Here is a 20,972-nt window from a genome sequence, read left to right on the forward strand (position 1 = left end):
CATATACATAAGGAAGGGTCCCGCCGCGGCGGGACCCTTCCTTATGTGTATCGCTTATGGCTTGCTGCCTGCTAGTGGCTTGCTGCCTGCTAGTGACCGGCGGCCGGAGCCTCGGAGGACGTCGCAGTGGAGGTCGACGTCGGCGTTGCCGTGGGGCTCGGCGTAGTGGGCAGGTACTTGGCGTACTCAGGGAGCGTGCCGTCAACCACCGGGACGTTGATGGTCGCGGAGTCGGAACCGCTGCGGATGGTGACCGGGACCAGTCCACCGGGGATAACGCCGGCCGTGCTGAGGATGGCGGCATCTGTGGTGTCGTTCAGGTACGTCTCACCGCTGGCCTTGACCGGGATCTCGGTCTGGGCGCCGTTGGCACCGCTCACGGTGAGGGTGGCGTCAGTGCTGGACGTGTTGAAGACAGCGCCGATCACGCGGCCGGGCTGGTTTTCGCCCGAAGCAACAATCAGGATGTTGCGCAACTGCAGCGAACCGAGATCTGCTTTGATCCCGTCCGATGCCGAGTACTGGTGGGTGGTCTGCTGGGCGTTGACGAATCCGCAGCCGGTGACGGACAGAAGACCGACGCCGATTGCAGCCGCCGCAATTGCCAGCTTGCCGCGCTGGACAGGGTTCATCGCAGTATTGCGCACGACACCTACTCCTCAAGAGTCATTGGAACACTTTTCAGCCATAGCCTATCGGCAAACCGGCCGAAATAAGGATTCGGGAAGCCTATGTGGCGCCATCGGAAAAGGAGATCTTGCTCGCACATTGCCTCCGCGATGCATCTTTGCCGGAATACGTCAAGACCTTGGAGGAAGTCGTTTAAGGCCTTATTCCCTTTATTGGCGCGGTAGAAGAGCCTGCCGAGTGCCAGTCGTATGCCTTAATCGTGATAGACTAATCTGCGGGAAAGGGGAAAGTCCACATGGTTTTTGAGGTCGGCGAGACAGTAGTTTACCCTCACCACGGTGCAGCAAAAATTGAGGAAATCAAGATGCGCACCATCAAGGGCGAAGAGAAGATGTATCTCAAGCTCAAGGTGGCTCAGGGTGATCTGACCATTGAAGTTCCAGCAGAGAACGTTGACCTTGTTGGGGTCCGGGACGTAGTGGGCAAAGAAGGCTTGGAGCACGTATTTGACGTTCTCCGCGCCGAGTTCACTGAAGAGCCTACCAACTGGTCACGTCGTTACAAGGCGAACCTGGAGAAGCTTGCTTCAGGCGATGTCATCAAGGTGGCAGAGGTCGTTCGCGATCTTTGGCGTCGTGATCACGATCGCGGCCTTTCCGCAGGTGAGAAGCGGATGCTGGCCAAGGCGCGGCAGATTCTGATTTCAGAACTGGCCCTGGCTGAGAAGACGGATGAAGAGAAGGCTGCAAGCGTTCTTGACGAGGTCTTGGCTTCCTAAGAATTGAGCCCGGTGGTGCGCTGGCGCCGCCGGGTTTCTTTTTGCCCTAAAACTGCCGGAGGTACCTGATCATCAAGTATCTTCGTGTGCTTACCAAGTAACCTTGGGCGCATGAGTATTCCATCCAAGCGCGCCGTTACGGCTGTGATCGTGGTTGCTGCCGGTTCCGGTGAACGCCTCGGCTACGGTATGCCCAAAGCCCAGGTTCCGCTGGGCGGCGAGACCATCCTGATGCATGCCCTGCGGGGTGTGGTTGCCTCCGATGTTGCGCGCCAGATCTGTATCGCGGTGCCCAAGGGGGATACGGTCCTGCGGGAGTCGATCTCAGAGTTCACCGTTGACCTGGTGGATGGCGGCCCTGAAATTTCGGTGGTCGACGGCGGATCCTCCCGCGCTGATTCGGTCCGCGCCGGCATGGCCGTTTTAGAAGACGGAACCGAATTCGTGCTTGTCCACGATGCCGCCCGTGCACTGACTCCTGAGCGTGTTTTCCAGCGCGTAGCAGACGCCTTGGCCTCCGGCGCGAAAGCGGTCATCCCCACCTTGCCGGTGGTGGACACCATCAAGACGGTGATTGAGACCAGCGGCGACGACGCCGGCATAGCCCCCGAACTCGTGACCGGCACCGCCCCCCGGGAACAGCTCCGCGCCGTCCAGACTCCGCAAGGGTTCGAGTTGGCCACCTTGCGCCGTGCCCACGAGGCCGCGGGACTCTTCGACGACAAACAGTCCGCGGCCGTCACTGACGACGCCATGCTGGTGGAGCTCCTGAACGTTCCGGTTCACGCTGTTCGCGGGGCCAGCCAGTCGCTCAAGATCACCACGCCGTTGGACCTGATCATCGCCGAAGGCCTGTTGGAAGGCCCGCTGGGGATTCGTTGGGTGGAAGGCTGATGACACGCAACCTCCCCGCAAACCTGGTCCTGCCCCGGACCGGCGTCGGCATTGATGTGCACGCTTTCGCCCCAGAGGATGATCCGCAGCCGCTGTGGCTGGGCGGGCTCTTCTGGGAAGGCGAGCAAGGGCTCTCAGGGCATTCCGACGGCGATTGCGTAGCCCACGCTGCTGCCGACGCACTCTTCTCCGCCTGCGGTATTGGTGATCTGGGCACCCACTTCGGCACGGACCGCCCCGAGTTCGCGGGTGCCTCCGGGGTCAAGCTGCTCGGTGAAGCGGCCCGCATTGTGCGTGCTGCCGGATTCGAGATCGGCAACGTGGCAGTGCAGTTCGTGGCTAACCGTCCCAAATTCGGGCCACGCCGGGAAGAATCCCAGCGGGTCTTGAGCGAGGCCGCAGGGGCGCCGGTCAGCGTCACGGCAACCACCAGCGACGGACTGGGTTTCACGGGACGCGGCGAAGGAATTTCCGCTGTTGCCACGGCCCTCGTGTATTCCGTGTCCGCCCACGAGGTGCCGGCCGCAGAGCCCGGCCCCGCGAAAGGTGCCCCGCATGCTTAAGTCTCGTGCCGGCGTCGTGCGTTCCGTTGTGGTGTCCGCAGGCTTGGCTGCCTCGCTCCTGCTGAGTGGTTGCGGAGGGACGCAAACCATGGACGTGACAGCCAGTTGCGCGTTCCTGAACGATGACACCTTCAAGCCCGACGGCAACCAGCAACAGCAGTCCAAACAGATCGCCGAGCACTATCACCAGATCGCCGGCAAACTGGCGCCGGAGATCGGGAACCCCATCAAGGAGATGGCCTCCATCATGGACGAAGCAGCGGCATCGTCCCTCGGGGCAGCCACCCAGGACCAGCAGGAGAAGCTCAAAGTGCAGTTCAACAAGATCGGCGAATACTGCAAGTAGGCAGGTCACGCCGCGTCATCGGCTAATCTGGAGCGGTGACCCTGCGCTTCTATGACACCGCCTCCGCCGAAGTCCGTGACTTCGTTCCCCTCGAAGACGGCAAGGCCAGCGTGTACTACTGCGGGGCCACCGTCCAAGGAATGCCGCACGTGGGCCACGTCAGGTCGGCCATCGCTTTCGACCAGCTGACGCGCTGGCTCGGGTTCCGTGGCCTCCGGGTCACGGTGGTACGCAACGTCACTGACATCGATGACAAGATCCTTGCCAAGTCCGCGCAGTCGTTCGGGCCGGACTGGGATGCCGAACCCTCGGCACGCCATGCAGAAGAGTGGTGGGCGCTGGCGTACCGCTACGAGCAGGAATTCGAGAACGCCTACGAATCCCTGGGCGTCCAACGGCCCACCTATGAACCCCGAGCCACGGGCCACATCCCGGAAATGCATGCACTCATCCAGCGCCTCATCGATCGCGGCCATGCATACCCCGCGCTGGACGACTCCGGCGACGTCTACTTCGACGTCCGCTCCTGGAGCAAGTACGGCTCGCTGACCCGGCAGAATATCGACGACATGCAGGGAGCGCCCGACGCCGACCCCCGCGGCAAGCGCGATCCCCGCGACTTCGCGCTGTGGAAGGGCTTCAAAGACGGCGAGCCCGTCACCGCCAAGTGGGAGTCGCCCTGGGGTGCCGGACGTCCCGGATGGCACCTCGAATGCTCAGCGATGGTCACCAAATACCTTGGCCCGCGGTTCGATATCCACGGTGGAGGACTGGACCTTCGCTTCCCGCACCACGAGAACGAGATGGCCCAGTCCCAGGCTGCCGGCGACGACTTCGCGAACTTCTGGATGCACAACGGCATGGTCACGTACGAGGGCGAAAAGATGTCCAAGTCCATCGGCAACACGGTGAGTCCGGCTGAAATGCTTGAGCTCGCGTCGCCCCGTGTGGTCCGCTACTACCTCGGCCAGGCCCACTACCGTTCCATCCTGGACTACCGGCCCACGTCCCTGCAGGAGGCCGCGGCCGCCGTCGAGCGTATTGACGGTTTCATCCACAAGGCATCCGCCAAGGTGGGCACGGGCGCCTCGGACGTATCTCCGCAAGCCAACATGCCTGCTGCTTTCATTGCGGCCATGGATGATGACCTCAACGTGCCTCAGGCGCTCGGCGTGCTGCACGAGACCGTGCGGGCGGGAAACACTGCGTTGGCCTCGGGCGACGTGGAAGCCGCAAAAACCGCCCTCTACAGCGTGCTCTCCATGACCGAAGTGCTCGGCCTGGACTCGGTCAAACGTCCGGAAGCCATCCAAGGACGCGAGCATGCTGCCTTGGAAGTGCTGATCGAAGCTCAACTCGAAGCCCGTGCCGCCGCCAGGGCCGCCAAGGACTGGGCCGCTTCCGACGCTATCCGCGACACACTCGCTGCTGCCGGTGTGGTGGTCGAAGATGGTGCGGACGGCGCCACCTGGAGCCTCAAACGCGACTGACAATCCGGCGCGGCACCCGAATTGCATCGGGTCAGTAGACTTGATTCCAGACTTACTCACAAAATCAAGGATGGAATCTCATGGCCAATAATGGTCGCCGGTCGGTCAAGCAGAAGAAGGGCCCCACCACCGGAACCGGTGGCCACGGCCGCAAGGCCCTGGAGGGCAAGGGTCCTACGCCCAAGGCGGAGGAACGGACCTACCACAAGGCATACAAGAACAAGCAGCTGGCTGAGCGCTCGGCTGCCAAGCGCGGACCGGGCACTCGTCCCGGTGGCGCAGGCGCCCGCTCCGGTCCCAAGGGCCGTGCAACAGAAGAGCTGGTGACTGGCCGTAACTCGGTGGTCGAAGCCCTCCGCGCCGGCATCCCCGCCAAGGCACTGCACGTCGCCATCCGTATCGAGATGGACGACCGCGTCAAGGAATCCCTCAAACTCGCTGCAGAACGCGGCATCCCGCTGCTCGAAACGGGCAAGGCTGAGCTGGACCGCATGACCGAGGACGCCGTCCACCAGGGCCTCGTTCTGCAGATCCCGCCGTATGAATACGAGGACGCTTACGACCTCGCCGAGACAACCCTCGCCAAGTGGAAGAAGGGGCACATCTCCAACGCCCCCATCTTCGTTGCACTGGACGGCATCACCGACCCCCGCAACCTCGGTGCGATCATCCGCTCCGTATCCGCGTTCAGCGGCCACGGCGTCATCGTCCCCGAGCGTCGCTCCGTCGGCGTCACCGCGTCCGCCTGGAAGACAAGCGCCGGTGCCGCTGTCCGCGTCCCGGTTGCCCGTGCTGCCAACCTCAACAATGCACTCAAGCAGTTCAAGAACATGGGCATCTACGTCCTTGGCCTGGACGGCGACGGCGACGTCTCGCTGCCCGACCTCACCGTTGCAACCGAGCCCGTGTGCATCGTGGTGGGCTCCGAAGGCAAGGGCCTCAGCAGGCTCGTGCGCGAAAACTGCGACCAAATCGTCTCGATCCCGATCGACTCGGCCATGGAGTCGCTCAACGCATCCATGGCTGTTGGCATCTCGCTATACGAAGTGTCGAGGCAGCGCGCCGCTAAGTAATCCTCAAGAAGGCGCCGCAAGCGCTGAGTAGTCCTCAAGAAGGCGCCGCAAGCGCCATCCTCCGCGTGCTCGCTCGTTCCTCGCTTAGACGCACGCTTCCGGATGGCCCCTGCGGCGCCCTTTTGTGTGCCCCCGTATCGGACGAATACCAACGCTCTATCACGTCCCTCGGGCTTGGGCTGGACGCTCTTTCACTTCCCTAGGGCTTGGGCTGGACGCTCTATCACGTCCCTCGGGACCAGCCCGATGCTCGGCCTATGAGTGAGGGTTAGAAGTCGCGGCGGTTGGCCAGAACTGGGAGTTTTGCCCGGGCTTCTTCCACGGTGGCTGGGTCCAGGTCGTAGAAAATGAGGCCCGGCTCGCCTTCGAGGGCTTCCAGCACCTGTCCGAACGGGGACACGACGGCGGAGTACCCCACGCCCGTGGGCGCGGCGCCCTTGGTTTCAATTCCTTGGCTTGCGGGATCGCCTTGGCCGCAGGCGAGGACGAACGTGGTGGTGTCCACTGCGCGGGCACGGGCCAGGAGTTGCCACTGATCGGCCTTGCCCGGTCCGGAGCCCCATGACGCGGAAACGATGTTCACCACGGCTCCGCGCTGGGCGTTGGCCGTGAACAAGGCAGGGAAACGGATGTCGTAGCAGGTGGCCAAGCCAAAGGTGAGGCCACCGGCGTCGAACGTCACCGGTTCTGTGCCCGCCTCAACGGTGTCTGATTCCGCGAAGCCAAACGCGTCAAAAAGGTGGATTTTGTCGTAGCTCGTTTCCACGCCCGGTCCGGTGGCCAGAAGCGTGTTCCGCACCCGCGGGGATCCGGAATCGGAGGGGCTGCCCGGGGTGAACATGCCTGCCACGATCACCAGCTGAAGTTCCTCGGCGAGGGATCGCACCCGGCTGGCCCACGGCCCGTCCAAGGGCTCGGCGATGTCCAGCAGCGAATTTCCGAACGCGCGCATCATCGCCTCTGGGAAAACCACCAGCTCGGCGCCGCCGTCCTTGGCCCGGCGGGAGTTCTCCTCCAGGAGTCGCAGGTTATCGGCCAGATCCCGGCCGGTGATGACTTGGGCAAGTGCCACTCGCACGATAAAACCTCCAGTTGTCTCCGTCCCAGTATGCCAAGCGGGTAGCCCGGAGGCGGCGGATCGCGACACAATCCGTGGCTGACACCTCAATCGCGCACCGTGCGGATGCAGCGTTCCAGCACGTGAGCGGCTGATCAAATCCCGCCATCTTGGGGCAAGTAATGAAATCGAGACGCTGAACGTCGTCACATGGGGCGCCCGCGCGGTACATACTTTGCGTGGAACTAAACTTGCAAGCAATGGTTATGCCGATTTTTGACACAGCAGCTGCCCTGGACGCGTCCCAGCCCAGGCCCCTCGGACTGAGCGCGCCCCAGCCCGGAGTTTTCGACGCCCAAACCACCCCCAACGATTCGGTGAACGTGGCCGTCTTCGCGCCGGATCTGGAGCGGGTGGAGGTGGTGTTCCAAGCACCTGGCGAACCTTGGCAGGCCCATATTCTGTCCAACGTTGAGGACGGTGTGCACTTCAGCCTCGTCAACGGCATGCCGCCAGGCACCCGCTACGGTTTCCGGGCTGCCCCCGGCGAGGGCGGTCTTCCCCTCTCCATCCCGGCTGTGGACCTGGACGACGACGGCGGCCAGCCGCTGCTGCTCGACCCCTATGGCCGCGCGGTGGACCAGCGGGGCGAGTTCCTCACCAGCGTCCACGTGGATACAGGCTTTGACTGGGGCGACGATCATCCGCCGCGAACACCCATGCGGACCTCGGTGATTTATGAGGCACACGTCCGTGGCCAAACCATGCTGCACCCGGACATCCCGGAGCACCTCCGCGGAACGTACGCGGGCATGGCGCATCCTGTGATGATCCAGCACCTCACTGAACTTGGCATCACTGCTGTCCAGCTCCTGCCCATTCATTTCCACTTGGATGAGTCGCACCTCCAGGACTTGGGCATGACCAATTACTGGGGCTACAACACGGCTGCCTTCTTTGCTCCCCACGCTGATTACGCCACGGAGGCGGCCCGCAACGCCGGTCCCCACGCAGTGCAGGATGAGCTCAAGGGCATGATCAAACTGCTCCATGCCGCGGGAATCGAAGTCATCCTCGACGTCGTGTACAACCACACCGCCGAAGCGGGGCCCGACGGTCCGCCGCTGAGCTTCCGTGGTTTGGCAGAGAAACGTTACTACCGGCATGATGCCCATGGCCGCTACCTGGATACCACCGGGTGCGGCAACACCTTGGATTTCAGCGATCCCGTGGTGGTTGACCTCGCCCTGGATTCCCTGCGGTACTGGGTAAATGACTTCCATGTGGACGGGTTCCGCTTCGACCTCGCGGTGACGCTTTGCCGGGACGCCAGCAATACTTTTGATCCCCAGCACCCGTTCCTGCAGGCGATCGCCGAAGACCCCGTACTCTCCGCGGTCAAGCTGATCTCCGAGCCCTGGGATGTTGGCTATGGTGGCTGGCAGACGGGGCGGTTCCCGCACGGATGGTCGGATTGGAATGACCATTTCCGCGACGGCGTCCGAAGCTTCTGGCTCTCAGACCGGGCGGCCATGGAGTCCGGTGGTCAAGGCGGCTCTGTTGCTTCTTTGGCTGAGCTCATGGCAGGCTCGGCCAATCTCTTTGCTTCCTCGGGTCGGACCCGGCTGGCCAGCGTCAACTTCATCACCGCTCATGACGGCTTCACCCTCAAGGACCTGGTCAGCTACGACCGCAAGCACAACGAGGCCAACGGGGAGCAGAACCGTGACGGCCACGGAGACAACCGCAGCTACAACCACGGTGTGGAGGGGAGGAGCGAGAACGAGGCAATTGTGGCCGCCCGCGCCTTGTCCATCCGCAACCTGATGGCCACCTTGCTCCTGTCCTTCGGTGTTCCCATGATCACTGCCGGTGATGAGATCGGGCGCACCCAGCAGGGCAATAACAATGCTTACTGCCAGGACAACCCCACGGCTTGGCTGGATTGGAGCCGGACCCAGGAAGCCAACGCCATGTTCAGGACGACGCGTGAACTGGTGAGGCTGCGCCGCTGGTTCCTGCGGCACCAGCCTGAGAGTTTCCCCGGCAGCGCGAACGAGTCCAGCCTGCAATGGTTTGATGACAAGGGAAAGCGGATGACTCCGGCACGCTGGAACGATCCCAGTGTCCGCTCCGTCCAGCTCCTGATGGGACACGAGGACAGCGAGATCCGCGGGTTGATCTCCGTGAACGGCAGCAACCAGGACGTGAAAATGGTCCTGCCGGAGATCTTGAGCGAGTCAGGCATCGGAAAGCGCATGTTTGAACTTCGCTTCACCACCTCGGTGCTGCACGAGCGCAGGAAGGGCGCGTTGGTGGCTTCGGGCGAGCGGGATATCCTGCAAGCCAACACCATCAACATCTACCGCACCTAGCTGCCGTCTGGCAGCGCCAACAAACAGGGAGTCTCTCAGCATGAACCGCAGCCGCAGCAAACTGGTGGCGTTCGCGGGCTTGGTGATCGCCGTCGTCGTGTTGGTGGTCGCCATGGTGGGTGGAGGCTCACTGACGTCGCAAACCACGACGCCGGAACCTGGCTCCACTTCGACGCCACCGATGGCAACTGCCACCGCAGGTGCCACCCCCGCCGTCGCCAACCCTTCTTCGCTGCCCGCCATCAACGCCTCGCAGCTGCCCAAGGAAGCCCGTCAGACCCTTGCGCTGATTGCCAAGGGCGGCCCATACCCCTACGACCGCGACGGTGTGAACTTCGGCAACTTCGAGGGATTGCTGCCGAAGAAGTCCGGTGGCTTCTACAAGGAGTACACCGTGCCCACGCCAGGGGAGTCCGACCGTGGCGCGCGCCGCATCATCGTAGGCAAGGACTCAGCCAAGTACTACACCCCGGACCATTACGAGTCCTTCAAATTCATTGTCGAAGACAAGTAGGAGCCCATGAAGATCTATTCCGCAGATACCTGGACGCTCGAAGAACTGCAGGAGCAGATCTCCGACGCCGGCCGCCGGACTCTCTTGGTCCCGCCGGCGACCACCAAGCAGGCGGTCCTTGAGGTCTTCGGCCAGGTCCTCGATTTCCCCGAGTACTACGGCGTGAACCTCGACGCCCTCAACGACTCCCTGCATGACTACGCCGATGCCCTCTCAGAGGACGACGGCAGCCCGGTCACCATGATCTGGCAGGTCCCGCCGGCCTACCGCACCGACCGTTCCTTCGGAGTGGTCTGCGAAATCCTGCAAGACGCAGAAAGCTACGCCGGCCGGGACCTGACAGTCATCGCCATCTTCCAAAACTAAACAAGAACCACCGCCTTCTTCAGCGGACCTTGGACAACCCGAAGTGGCGAGTGCACCACAAAGCTGGATGGGCCGCACCGCACGGCAGACAAAACCCAACGGGTGACACCGGCCCGGAAGCGCGCGTCAAAAGCGAGGAACGAGCCAGCGCGCGGAGGGTCGGGGTCACCCGATTGGGACTCAAGCCTGCTTAGGCGTTCGCGATCAATCCAAGTTCAGCTTTGGAAGCCAGCGCCGAGTGCTTCGGGAACACCCGGACGGTATAGCCGAACGAGCCGGACCGGTTGATCACCAGGGAGCCGCTGAACAGGTGGCGTCCGCCGCCGAGGTCCTCGAGGGAGTCCAGTTCGGCTACCACGATGTCCTCGAGCTCGTCGGATTCCTCGGCACGGCCGAAGGCTACCTCCACGGAGACGTCATCGGGTGTCAGGTTGTTGAGGGCAACGTAGGCGTTGACTTGGAGTGTGTCACCTACCTGGGGTTCTTCGGAGACGCCGACGGAGTCCACGTGTTCCACCACAACCTCGGGCCACGCGTTCCGTACCTTGGTGGTCCAGGCCGCGAGTTCCTTGGCTTCCTTGAAGGCTTCGGCAACGGCCCTGCGTCCGGACACAGCGGCCGGGCAGTAGAGGTTGTTGACGTAGTCGTGGAGCATGCGTTCTGCGGAGACTGCGGGGCCCAGGTTGGCCAGCGTGTGTTTGATCATGGACACCCAGTGGGTGGGCACGGTTTCGACGCTGGATTCCGAGGGTCCGGCTGCTCCGGCGGCTTGTGCCACCGTTGTGCCGTAGAAGCGCGGCGCCACCTGGGTTTCGAGGAGTTCGTAGAGTGCTGATGCCTCAATGTCGTCGCGTTCCTCGGAGGATGCGTTGTTGTTGGCGGTGGGGATGGCCCAGCCGTTTTCGCCGTCGTACATTTCGTCCCACCAGCCGTCCAGGACGGAGAGGTTGAGCGAGCCGTTGATGGCGGCCTTCATTCCGGAGGTGCCGCAGGCTTCGAGCGGGCGGAGCGGGTTGTTGAGCCAGACGTCGCAGCCGGGGAACAGGGTCCGGGCCATGGCGATGTCGTAGTTGGGCAGGAAGACGATCCTGTGCCGGACTTGGGGGTCGTCGGTGAACTTGACCAGGTCTTGGATCATTTTCTTGCCGGCATCGTCTGCGGGGTGCGATTTGCCTGCGATGACCAGCTGGATGGGGTGTTTTGGATCCAGCAGAAGGGCCTTCAAGCGTGCGGGGTCGCGCAGCATGAGCGTGAGCCGCTTGTAGGTGGGTACGCGGCGTGCGAATCCGATGGTGAGGACGTCGGGGTCCAGTACGGAGTCGGTCCAGCCGAGTTCGGCGTCGGCGGCGCCCCGTTTCTTCCACGAAGCCCGGAGCCGGCGTCGAACGTCTTCGATGAGTTGTTCGCGGAGCTCGCGGCGGAGGGCCCAGACGTCTTCGTCGCTGACGTTGTAGGCCAGGTCCCAGCGTCCCATTGCTTCGGCTTCGGCACCGAACTGGTTCCGTGCCAGGGACGAGACGCGGGGGTCAACCCATGTGGGCACGTGGACTCCGTTGGTGACGGAGGCGATAGGGATTTCGGAGTGGTCGAATCCTGGCCAGAGTCCGGCGAACATTTCGCGGGACACCACGCCGTGCAGCTTTGCCACACCATTAGCGCGTTGCGCGAGGCGCAGGCCCATCACCGCCATGTTGAACACCGAGGGGTTGCCACCGTCGTAGTTTTCGCGGCCGAGTTCCAGGATGCGTTCGGTGGGCACTGAGGGTGCCAGCCCGGCGTCGAAGAAGTGTTTGATTTGCACGGTTTCGAAGCGGTCGATGCCGGCGGGGACGGGCGTGTGCGTCGTGAAGACGGTGGACGCGCGGCCGGCGGCGAGGGCTTCGTCCCAGCTGAGGGGCTCGTTGGGGTCGGACATGGCTTCCTGGATGCGTTCGATTCCCAGGAAGCCTGCGTGGCCTTCGTTGGTGTGGAACACTTCGGGCGCGGGTGTGCCGGTGAGTTCCTGGTAGACGCGCAGCGCTTTGACGCCGCCCATGCCCAGGAGGAGTTCCTGCTGGAGCCGGTGGTCGCCGCCGCCGCCGTACAGGCGGTCTGTGATGCCGCGGGCGGCTTCGTCGTTGGAGGGGACGTTGGAGTCCAGCAGCAGCAGTGGAACGCGTCCGACGTCGGCACGCCACACGTGCGCGTGGAGCTCGCGTCCGTGGGGCAGCGGCAGGGAGATGTGGACGGGCTTGCCGGGGGCGCCGTCCTTGGCCGGGTGGCGGAGCAGCGTCAGGGGGAGGCCGTCGGGGTCCAGCACGGGGTAGGTTTCCTGCTGCCAGGCGTCGCGGGAGAGTGACTGTTTGAAGTAGCCGGCCTGGTACAGAAGGCCCACGCCGATCAGCGGCACACCGAGGTCCGAGGCGGCTTTGAGGTGGTCACCGGCGAGGATTCCGAGGCCGCCGGAGTACTGCGGGAGTACTTCGGTGATGCCGAATTCGGGGGAGAAGTACGCGATGCAGGCCGGAGCGTCCTCGTTGAGGCCTTGGTACCAGCGCGGTTCGCTGAGGTAGCGGTCCAGATCGGCTGCGGCGTGCTGGACGCGTTCCACAACTGCTCCGTCATTGGCCAGGTCCTGCAGTTGCTCGCGGCTGATGGACCCCAGTAAGGCAATGGGGTCGTGCTGCGAGGCCTCCCAGAGAGCCGGATTGAGGCTCGCAAAAAGCTCCCGTGTGGGCCGGTGCCACGACCAGCGCAAATTGGTCGCCAGACGGGCCAGGGGCCTGATGGGCTCGGGGAGGACGGTACGGACTGTAAACCTTCGAATTGCCTTCACGAGCGCCACACTAACGGACTCGCATGGCAGCCGGAACTGCATTGGGTTTCTTTTAGGTAAAAGTCAGCTTGCGTCGAGGAGAAAGGTCGTGTGCTTAGCATTCTGTGATTTTTCTCGCTAACGTCGTGGTTGTGACGAAAACCGCGCGAACCATCACCGCTCTGAAATCCAAGACGACTACGGACATCACCGAGGGACTTCGCTTCGGCCGGTTCCCCATCACGGCCGTGCAGCCGGTGGTTGAGGGTGGCCGTTTCCCGGCGAAGGCCTTGCCGGGCGAGGACCTCGTTGTGGGCGCCACGGTCTTCCGTGAAGGCCATGACCAGCTTGGCGTGTCCGCTGTGCTGCTCGATCCCAAGGGCAAGGAGCGTCAGCGCGTCCGCCTGACTCCTGCCCAGGGGGAGCAGTGGAAGGGCCTGGACCGCTGGGAAGGCCTGATCACCCCAGCTGGCACCGGTGCCTGGTCCTTCGTCATTGAAGCCTGGCATGACCGCTACGGCACGTGGCACCACAACGCCGAGGTCAAGGTGGGGGCCAGCATTGACGTCGAGTTGATGCTTGCCGAGGGCGCTGCCCTCCTGGCGGAAGCTACCGACGACGCCGGGCGCAGCGCCGTGGAGAAGCGCACCTTGCGTGCCGCTTCCGTGGTGCTGGCCGACACCACCAAGACTGCCGAGGAGCGCCTGGGCGCCGGTTTCAGCCCTGAGGTGCTGGCCGCCGTCGGACGCGTTCCCATCCGCGATCTGGTGACCGTTTCCGAACGTTTCCCGCTGCAGGTGGAACGCGACCTCGCGGGTCGCGGTTCCTGGTACGAGTTCTTCCCCCGCTCAGAGGGCGCTGTGCTGGATCACTCCACCGGCGTCTGGACCTCCGGCAACTTCCGGACGGCAGCCAGGAGACTCGACGCCGTGGCGGACATGGGCTTCGACATCATCTATCTGCCACCCATCCACCCCATCGGTTTCGAGCACCGCAAGGGCCGCAACAACACCTTGACGCCGGGTCCGCAGGATCCCGGTTCGCCGTGGGCCATCGGTTCCAAGGACGGCGGACATGACGCCATCCACCCGGAACTGGGTACCTTTGAGGACTTTGACGCGTTCGTGGCCCGTGCCAGGGAGCTGGGGCTCGAAGTTGCTTTGGACCTCGCACTGCAGGCAGCTCCGGATCACCCTTGGGTGGCCACCAACCCGGAATGGTTCACCACCCGCGTGGATGGGTCCATTGCGTACGCGGAGAACCCGCCCAAGAAGTACCAGGACATTTACCCCCTGAACTTCGACAACGACCCCGCAGGCTTGTCCAAGGAAATCCTGCGGATCGTGCAGCTGTGGATCAGCCACGGAGTCAAGGTTTTCCGGGTGGACAATCCCCACACCAAGCCCGTCTGGTTCTGGGAGTGGCTGATCGGCAAGATCAACAAGAAGAACCCCGAGGTTGTTTTCCTGGCAGAAGCCTTCACCCGCCCGCCAATGATGCATGCCTTGGGCCGCGCCGGTTTCCAGCAGTCCTACACCTACTTCACGTGGCGCAATACCAAGACCGAGCTGGAGCAGTACTTCCACGAGGTCAGCCACGAGACCGCGGCCTTCTTCCGACCCAACTTCTTTGTGAACACCCCGGATATCCTCACCGAGTACCTGCAGTATGGGGGTCCTGCCGCGTTCCGCATCCGGGCCGCGTTGGCTGCTACGGCCAGCCCGCTGTGGGGCGTCTATGCGGGTTATGAGTTGTACGAGCACGTTGCCCGTCCGGGCGCGGAGGAGTACATCGACAACGAGAAGTACGAGTACAAGGCGCGGGATTGGGAAGGTGCTGCCGAGTCAGGGCGGACCTTGGCGCCGTACATCACCAGGCTCAACACCATCCGCAAGGACCACGTGGCCTTGGGTGATCTGCAGAACCTGACACTGCATAGCAGCACCGACGACGCCACGATTGTGTACTCCAAGCACAAAACGCTGCCGGACGGAACCAAGGACACCTTGATCATTGTGGTCAACGTGGATCCTCACAGCACCCGCGAAAGCACAGTGTCCCTGGACCTCGCGGCCTTGGAGCTGGATCCTTCGGACTACAACGAGGACGGCCGGTTCCGGGTGGACGACCTCATCACCGGCCAGAGCTGGGAATGGGGCGAGCATAACTACGTGCGGCTTGACGCGCATGTGGAACCGGCGCACATTCTGAGCATCCGGAGGCGGCCTTAGTGAGTTTTTCTCCGCAGAACCCCAGCCAGTACTTCACTCCGAAGAACACCTTCGAGTTGAACGCCCCAGGTCTCCAGCATGATCCACACTGGTACCGCAAGGCAGTCTTCTATGAGGTACTGGTGCGGGCTTTTGCGGATGCCAACGGGGATGGTTCCGGCGACTTCCACGGCCTGATCGAAAAACTGGATTACCTCCAGTGGTTGGGCGTCGACTGCCTGTGGTTGCCGCCGTTCTTCCATTCCCCGTTGCGCGACGGCGGTTACGATATCGCTGACTACACGTCCGTGCTGGACGAGTTCGGCACCATCAGCGACTTCAAGAGGTTGGTTGCCGAGGCCCACGCGCGTGGCGTCCGGGTGATCATCGACCTGCCGTTGAACCACACCTCGGACCAGCATCCGTGGTTCCAGGAATCGCGGAAGGACCCCACGGGCCCCTACGGCGATTTCTATGTGTGGAGCGATACTGACGAGAAGTACCAGGACGCGCGCATCATCTTTGTTGACACCGAAGAGTCCAACTGGACGTTCGACCCCATTCGCCGGCAGTTTTTCTGGCACCGCTTCTTCAGCCACCAGCCGGACCTGAACTTCGAGAACCCCGCAGTTATCGAGGCGCTCTACGATGTCATCCGGTTTTGGCTGGACCAGGGCATCGATGGCTTCCGCGCTGACGCCATTCCCTACCTGTTCGAAGAAGACGGCACCAACTGCGAGAACCTGCCGGCCACGCACACCTTCCTGCAGGACCTTCGCCGGATGGTGGACTCGAGCTACCCCGGGCGGGTGATCATTGCCGAGGCAAACCAGCCGCCTCATGAGGTGGTGGAGTACTTCGGCACCGAGGAAGCCCCCGAATGCCATATGGCCTTCCATTTCCCCATCATGCCGAGGCTTTACTACGCCTTGCGGGACCAGAAGGCGGCTCCCATCATTGAGACCCTGTGGAACACCCCGGAGATTCCCAAGGGGGCGCAGTGGGGGACTTTCCTGAGGAACCACGACGAACTGACACTGGAGATGGTGCCCGCCGAGGAACGCGCCGCCATGCTGGGCTGGTACGCCCCGGACCCGCGGATGCGGGCCAACATCGGTATTCGACGCCGGTTGGCGCCGCTGCTGGATAACTCCCGTTCGGAGATCGAGCTGATCAATGCGTTGCTGCTGTCCCTGCCCGGCAGCCCGTTCCTGTACTACGGCGATGAGATCGGCATGGGAGACAACATTTGGCTCGATGACCGCGATGCCGTGCGGACACCCATGCAGTGGAACCCCGACCGCAACGCGGGTTTCTCCGGAGCTGACCCGGGCCAGCTTTACCTGCCGGTCATCCAGTCGCTGGTCTACAACTACAGCATGGCCAACGTTGAGGCCGAGGCCGCACATTCGGGCTCTCTGCTGCGCTGGACCCGCCAGATCCTCAGCGTCCGGAAGAACCACCCGGTGTTTGGCCTGGGCGGCTTCCGGCACATCGAAGCGGACCATGAGGTGGTGCTCGCGTACGTTCGGGAATTGCCGGCGGGAAACCCCGAGGGGGAGGATGCCGAAACCATACTGTGCGTCTTCAACCTCTCACAGCACCCCGTGGCGGCAACGCTGGATATCCCTGAGTATGCGGGCCGGGGCCTGCGCGATATTTTCGGCGGCCAGCCTTTCCCGGCGGTCGGCGACAACGGTCATTTGACCGTGATGCTGGGTAGCCACAGCTTCTACTGGCTGCGGGTCCGCTCAGCATTTTCCAATCCCACGTCGCCTTATACCCAGGCGATTCCCGTGGTGACCTCCAAAGGATGAGATGAGCAAGGAAAACTTGAACCCCTCCATTGAAGGACTTCTCAGGACCTGGCTGCCAGGCAAGCGCTGGTTCCCGGTTAAGAGCCCAGACTTTGCGCTGGAGCAGGTGGGTGGTTTCAGCCTCCCCCCTGCCAGCGGCACCCATACTGGCGTCGAGGCACAGTTCGAAGTGGTGCTGTTGGCGGTAACCCACCGAACGGCCGACGGCGGTTCGCGGACTGACGTTGTCCAGGTTCCGTTGAGCTACAGGAGCCAGCCGCTGCCGGAGGCCACAACAGCTTTGCTGGGGGAATTGGCGGATCCTCAACGGGGCCTGCGCTTCGTGTACGACGCCGTCTTCGATCCCGGCTTCGTCACTGCCTGGCTGGAACTTATGCGCAGTGAAGGAACTGTGCCAGCTCAAGGGGCGGCTGCCGGTGCCCAGGGTCACCTGACTCGTGGCCGCGTCTCGCTCCCCGGGCATCCCACGTCCGTGAAGGTCCTCTCCGGAGAGCAGTCCAACACCTCAGTCATCATCGACGACGGCGGTTCGGCAGCGATCGTCAAAATCTTCCGCGTGCTTGCCGCCGGTAAGAATCCTGAGGTGGAACTTGGCGCCGCCCTGACGGCGGCCGGGACCACCGAGGTTCCCGCGACGCTCGGATGGATCAGCGGCTCGTGGGATGGACCGGCGTCGAACGGTTCCACAGCATCGAACGGTTCCGCACTGGCCGCCGGCGAGCTGGCTGTTGCCCACGAGTTCCTCCTCGGAGGCTTGGACGCCTGGCGCCTGGCAGTAGAGGCAGCCGCGGCCGGCAAGGATTTCACGGCAGAAGCCCGCGGCCTCGGCGCTGCCACAGCCACGGTTCACGCCAGGCTCGCGGAAACGTTCGGCACCCTGGACGGACAGGAACAGGGGCCGGAGATCATCGCCACAGTAGACCGGCGAGTCCGGGGATCGTGGGCGGAAGCCTCGTCCGCCGTCGGGCCCCATGACCAACAACTCGATTCGTTGCTGGCGGCACTGGATCCCCGGGACGTCGGCCAGTTGCAGCGCGTCCACGGCGACCTCCACCTGGGCCAGATCCTTTTGGTTCCCGGCGCTGAGGGACAGCCGGGACGGTGGGCCATCCTCGACTTCGAGGGCGAGCCGCTCCGGACCATTGATGAGCGCAATTCTCCCGATCTTCCTTTGCGGGATGTCACCGGAATGCTGCGCTCCTTCGACTACGCAGCCGGTGCCGCCACGCGCGAAAACGCCGGTGCCCGGGTTCCCGAAACCTGGGTGGATGACTGCGCTGCCGCGTTCCTTGAGGGTTACAGCGAGGTCACCCCGGGAACCATTGACCGCCGCTCGCCGCTCTTTGTGGCATTGTGGCTGGACAAGGCCTTATACGAGGTTGTTTACGAGTTGCGGAACCGGCCCGACTGGCTGTCGATCCCGGTGAACGCATCCCGACGAATCCTCGACAATACAAGCCGCGGCAAGCATGCGGCAGCTACAGCGGAAGGTAATGACATGACTGGCTCTGCACGCACCGAACGGCCCCGTATTCCCCTGCATGTGGACTCCGAGACCTTGGAACGCGTGGCGGCCGGCGCCTACCATGCACCACACTCTGTGCTTGGCGCCCACCTGGACGATCACGGCCACGTCACCATCCGTACCGTGAAGCACCTCGCGAAGTCCGTGGCTGTTGTGACGGAAGCTGGTCGCACCGACATGACCCATGAGGCGCACGGCGTTTGGACCGCAGTCCTGGAACCGCTGCAGGCCGGCCACGTGCCTGATTATCGTTTGGAAGTGGTGTACGACGTCGAACCCGTCACCATTGATGACCCGTACCACTACCTGCCTACCGTAGGTGAGGTGGATCTGCACCTGATCGGGGAAGGCCGCCACGAACGCCTCTGGGACGTCCTGGGGGCACACGTCCAGCACTATCGCTCCGCGTTGGGCGAGGTGGACGGAGTCTCCTTCGCCGTGTGGGCCCCCAACGCCCAGGCTGTCCGCGTGAAGGGCGACTTCAACGGGTGGGATGGCCGGTCCCATGGGATGCGGTCCTTGGGTTCCTCCGGTGTGTGGGAACTCTTCATCCCGGGCGTTGTAGCAGGGGCGTGCTACAAATACGAGATCCTCACCAAGGCGGGTCACTGGGTGGAAAAAGCCGACCCCTTGGCCTTCGGTACCGAGGTTCCGCCGCTGACTGCCTCACGTGTGGTGGACGCCAGTTACCGGTTCAAGGACGCGGAATGGATGAGCGCCCGTGCCGCGAAGGACCCGCACAATTCGCCAATGAGCGTCTACGAGGTCCACCTGGGCTCCTGGCGGCTGGGCCTTGGCTACAAGGAGCTTGCCAAGGAACTCGTGGACTATGTTAAGTGGCTCGGGTTCTCCCACGTTGAGTTCATGCCCGTAGCGGAGCACCCCTTCGGTGGTTCATGGGGCTACCAAGTCACCTCTTATTTCGCTCCAACCTCACGGTTCGGACACCCGGACGAGTTCCGGTTCCTGGTGGATTCCCTCCACCAGGCCGGCATCGGCGTCCTCCTTGACTGGGTCCCGGCCCACTTCCCCAAAGACTCCTGGGCGCTGGCACAATTCGACGGCCAGCCGCTGTACGAGCACTCGGACCCTGCCTTGGGCGAACACCCGGACTGGGGAACCCTGATCTTCGACTTCGGGCGCAGCGAGGTCCGGAACTTCCTGGTGTCCAACGCCCTGTACTGGCTGGAGGAATTCCACATCGATGGCCTGCGGGTAGATGCGGTGGCCTCCATGATCTACCTGGACTACTCCCGTGAAGAGGGGCAGTGGAAGCCCAACAAGTTCGGTGGCCGTGAGAACCTCGAAGCCATTTCCTTCATGCAGGAAGTCAACGCCACCGTCTACAAGTCCCACCCCGGCGCCATCATCATTGCCGAGGAATCCACCGCCTTCCCTGGTGTTACGGCACCCACCAACCACGGAGGGCTTGGCTTCGGGCTCAAATGGAACATGGGCTGGATGCATGACTCGCTCAAGTACATTTCCGAAGACCCCATCAACCGCAAGTGGCACCACGGCACCATCACGTTCTCCTTGGTCTACGCCTTCACTGAGAACTTCCTGCTGCCCATCAGCCACGACGAAGTAGTTCACGGCAAAGGTTCCATGCTGCGGAAGATGCCGGGTGACCGGTGGCAGCAACTGGCCAACCTGCGTGCCTTCTTCGCGTACCAGTGGGCGCATCCGGGCAAGCAGCTCATCTTCATGGGCACTGAGTTTGGTCAGGAAGCGGAATGGTCCGAACAGTACGGGCTGGACTGGTTCCTCGCTGACATTCCTGCGCACCGCGGACTGCAGCTCCTCATCAAGGATCTCAACGAGCTCTACACCTCAACCCCGGCCCTTTACCAGCGGGACAACGAGGCCGGCGGTTTCCAGTGGATCAATGGTGGGGATGCCGATCACAACGTCCTCACATTCATCCGCTGGGGTCACGACGGCAAGCCGTTGGTTTGCGCAGTGAACTTCTCGGGTGGTCCGCACAAGGATTACATCCTGGGCGTGCCGGCAGCGGGGGAGTGGGTGGAAGTCCTCAACACCGACGCTGAGACGTACGGCGGCTCCGGGGTTGTCAACGCAGGGTCGCTGAAGGCTTCGACGCCGGGCACTGACGGGCAGCCTGCGGCGCTGACCGTGACGTTGCCTCCGCTTGGCGCTTCCTGGTTCGCGCCGGCCGAGTAGTCTGGGCCGATCGCAGCCGTCTGAGTGCTTGCAGCAGTGACCGGGGGCAGTAGCTCCTCGGATGATGAGGGTCCGGAGCAATGGTTCCGGGCCCTCTTCCCTTTGTTTCCGGGATTTTGCTCGGAAGAGAGGGTGTGTCGTTGACCGGTTTTGCCATCCCGGGGAAGTAGGGGTATAGTTAGTACCCGCGCTGCTCCACGAGTAGAGATCGCAAGCTGACAAGATACCGCAAGGAAAAATCAAGTCAAGCATGCCGATTTGACTCGGAGGAAGCTAGCCGGTAAGTTTGAAAAGTTGCTCCGGAGCGATCCTGTCCCTTTGTGGGGGTTTGGTGGTGCCGGGTGTGTCTGTTGTTT

15 protein-coding genes are annotated in these 20,972 nt (G+C 63.0%); 12 read left to right on the forward strand and 3 right to left on the reverse strand.

Features of this window, described 5'->3' with window-relative positions; all coding sequences use genetic code 11:
- Positions 1 to 89: 89 nt before the first annotated feature.
- Positions 90 to 632 (reverse strand): hypothetical protein, encoded by a 543-nt coding sequence (locus CQ020_RS11890; protein WP_105692031.1) that lies wholly within the window; start codon positions 630 to 632, stop codon positions 90 to 92.
- A gap of 293 nt (positions 633 to 925) precedes the next feature.
- On the opposite strand from CQ020_RS11890, the gene CQ020_RS11895 reads away from it, so the two are divergent.
- From CQ020_RS11895 to rlmB, 6 genes are all read left to right on the forward strand, one after another.
- The gene (locus CQ020_RS11895) at positions 926 to 1,408 is read left to right on the forward strand and encodes a CarD family transcriptional regulator (protein ID WP_011690592.1); all 483 of its coding nucleotides are present in this window, start codon (positions 926 to 928) and stop codon (positions 1,406 to 1,408) included.
- A gap of 111 nt (positions 1,409 to 1,519) precedes the next feature.
- A complete protein-coding gene (gene ispD / locus CQ020_RS11900) occupies positions 1,520 to 2,302 on the forward strand; it encodes a 2-C-methyl-D-erythritol 4-phosphate cytidylyltransferase (RefSeq protein WP_105692032.1) in 783 nt (260 codons plus the stop codon).
- Positions 2,302 to 2,865 (forward strand): 2-C-methyl-D-erythritol 2,4-cyclodiphosphate synthase, encoded by a 564-nt coding sequence (gene ispF, locus CQ020_RS11905; RefSeq protein WP_105692033.1) that lies wholly within the window; start codon positions 2,302 to 2,304, stop codon positions 2,863 to 2,865. Before ispD ends, ispF begins: the two co-directional genes overlap by 1 nt.
- Entirely contained in the window at positions 2,858 to 3,211 is a 354-nt protein-coding gene (locus CQ020_RS11910; RefSeq protein WP_105692034.1) for a hypothetical protein, read from the forward strand. The genes ispF and CQ020_RS11910 overlap by 8 nt, the downstream gene beginning before the upstream one ends.
- 35 nt (positions 3,212 to 3,246) lie before the next feature.
- Complete coding sequence (gene cysS, locus CQ020_RS11915) at positions 3,247 to 4,701, forward strand: cysteine--tRNA ligase (RefSeq protein ID WP_105692035.1); 1,455 nt, start codon at positions 3,247 to 3,249, stop codon at positions 4,699 to 4,701.
- 80 nt (positions 4,702 to 4,781) lie between these two features.
- On the forward strand, positions 4,782 to 5,774 hold the full coding sequence (gene rlmB / locus CQ020_RS11920) for a 23S rRNA (guanosine(2251)-2'-O)-methyltransferase RlmB (RefSeq protein WP_105692036.1): 993 nt from the start codon (positions 4,782 to 4,784) through the stop codon (positions 5,772 to 5,774).
- Between the two features lie 268 nt (positions 5,775 to 6,042).
- On the opposite strand, the gene CQ020_RS11925 is transcribed toward rlmB, so the two are convergent.
- Positions 6,043 to 6,852 carry a carbon-nitrogen hydrolase family protein gene (locus CQ020_RS11925; protein ID WP_105692037.1) on the reverse strand — a complete coding sequence of 270 codons (810 nt, stop codon included), beginning with the start codon at positions 6,850 to 6,852 and terminating at the stop codon, positions 6,043 to 6,045.
- Between the two features lie 239 nt (positions 6,853 to 7,091).
- Between CQ020_RS11925 and glgX the strand changes: the two genes are divergently transcribed.
- From glgX to CQ020_RS11940, 3 genes are read left to right on the forward strand one after another with little or no spacing between them, the layout of a single operon-like run.
- Positions 7,092 to 9,206 carry a glycogen debranching protein GlgX gene (gene glgX, locus CQ020_RS11930; RefSeq protein ID WP_105692038.1) on the forward strand — a complete coding sequence of 705 codons (2,115 nt, stop codon included), beginning with the start codon at positions 7,092 to 7,094 and terminating at the stop codon, positions 9,204 to 9,206.
- A 40-nt stretch (positions 9,207 to 9,246) separates the two neighbouring features.
- Positions 9,247 to 9,720, forward strand: coding sequence for a ribonuclease domain-containing protein (locus CQ020_RS11935; protein WP_105692039.1), 474 nt, complete (start codon positions 9,247 to 9,249; stop codon positions 9,718 to 9,720).
- 6 nt (positions 9,721 to 9,726) lie between these two features.
- A complete protein-coding gene (locus tag CQ020_RS11940; protein WP_105692040.1) occupies positions 9,727 to 10,086 on the forward strand; it encodes a barstar family protein in 360 nt (119 codons plus the stop codon).
- Positions 10,087 to 10,276: 190 nt separating this feature from the next.
- On the opposite strand, the gene glgP is transcribed toward CQ020_RS11940, so the two are convergent.
- Positions 10,277 to 12,901 (reverse strand): alpha-glucan family phosphorylase, encoded by a 2,625-nt coding sequence (glgP, locus tag CQ020_RS11945; protein ID WP_181151857.1) that lies wholly within the window; start codon positions 12,899 to 12,901, stop codon positions 10,277 to 10,279.
- A 125-nt stretch (positions 12,902 to 13,026) separates the two neighbouring features.
- Between glgP and CQ020_RS11950 the strand changes: the two genes are divergently transcribed.
- Genes CQ020_RS11950 through CQ020_RS11960 form a run of 3 tightly spaced genes read left to right on the forward strand, consistent with a single transcriptional unit; the run spans position 13,027 to position 20,616 of the window.
- Positions 13,027 to 15,111, forward strand: coding sequence for an alpha-1,4-glucan--maltose-1-phosphate maltosyltransferase (locus tag CQ020_RS11950; RefSeq protein ID WP_181151862.1), 2,085 nt, complete (start codon positions 13,027 to 13,029; stop codon positions 15,109 to 15,111).
- The gene (treS, locus tag CQ020_RS11955; RefSeq protein WP_105692042.1) at positions 15,111 to 16,907 is read left to right on the forward strand and encodes a maltose alpha-D-glucosyltransferase; all 1,797 of its coding nucleotides are present in this window, start codon (positions 15,111 to 15,113) and stop codon (positions 16,905 to 16,907) included. The genes CQ020_RS11950 and treS overlap by 1 nt, the downstream gene beginning before the upstream one ends.
- Before the next feature lies 1 nt (position 16,908).
- Positions 16,909 to 20,616: a 1,4-alpha-glucan branching enzyme gene (locus CQ020_RS11960; RefSeq protein ID WP_105692043.1), complete on the forward strand. Its 3,708-nt coding sequence runs from the start codon at positions 16,909 to 16,911 to the stop codon at positions 20,614 to 20,616.
- Positions 20,617 to 20,972 lie beyond the last annotated feature (356 nt).

Source organism: Arthrobacter sp. MYb23 (assembly GCF_002979775.1).
Classification (GTDB): Bacteria; Actinomycetota; Actinomycetes; order Actinomycetales; family Micrococcaceae; genus Arthrobacter.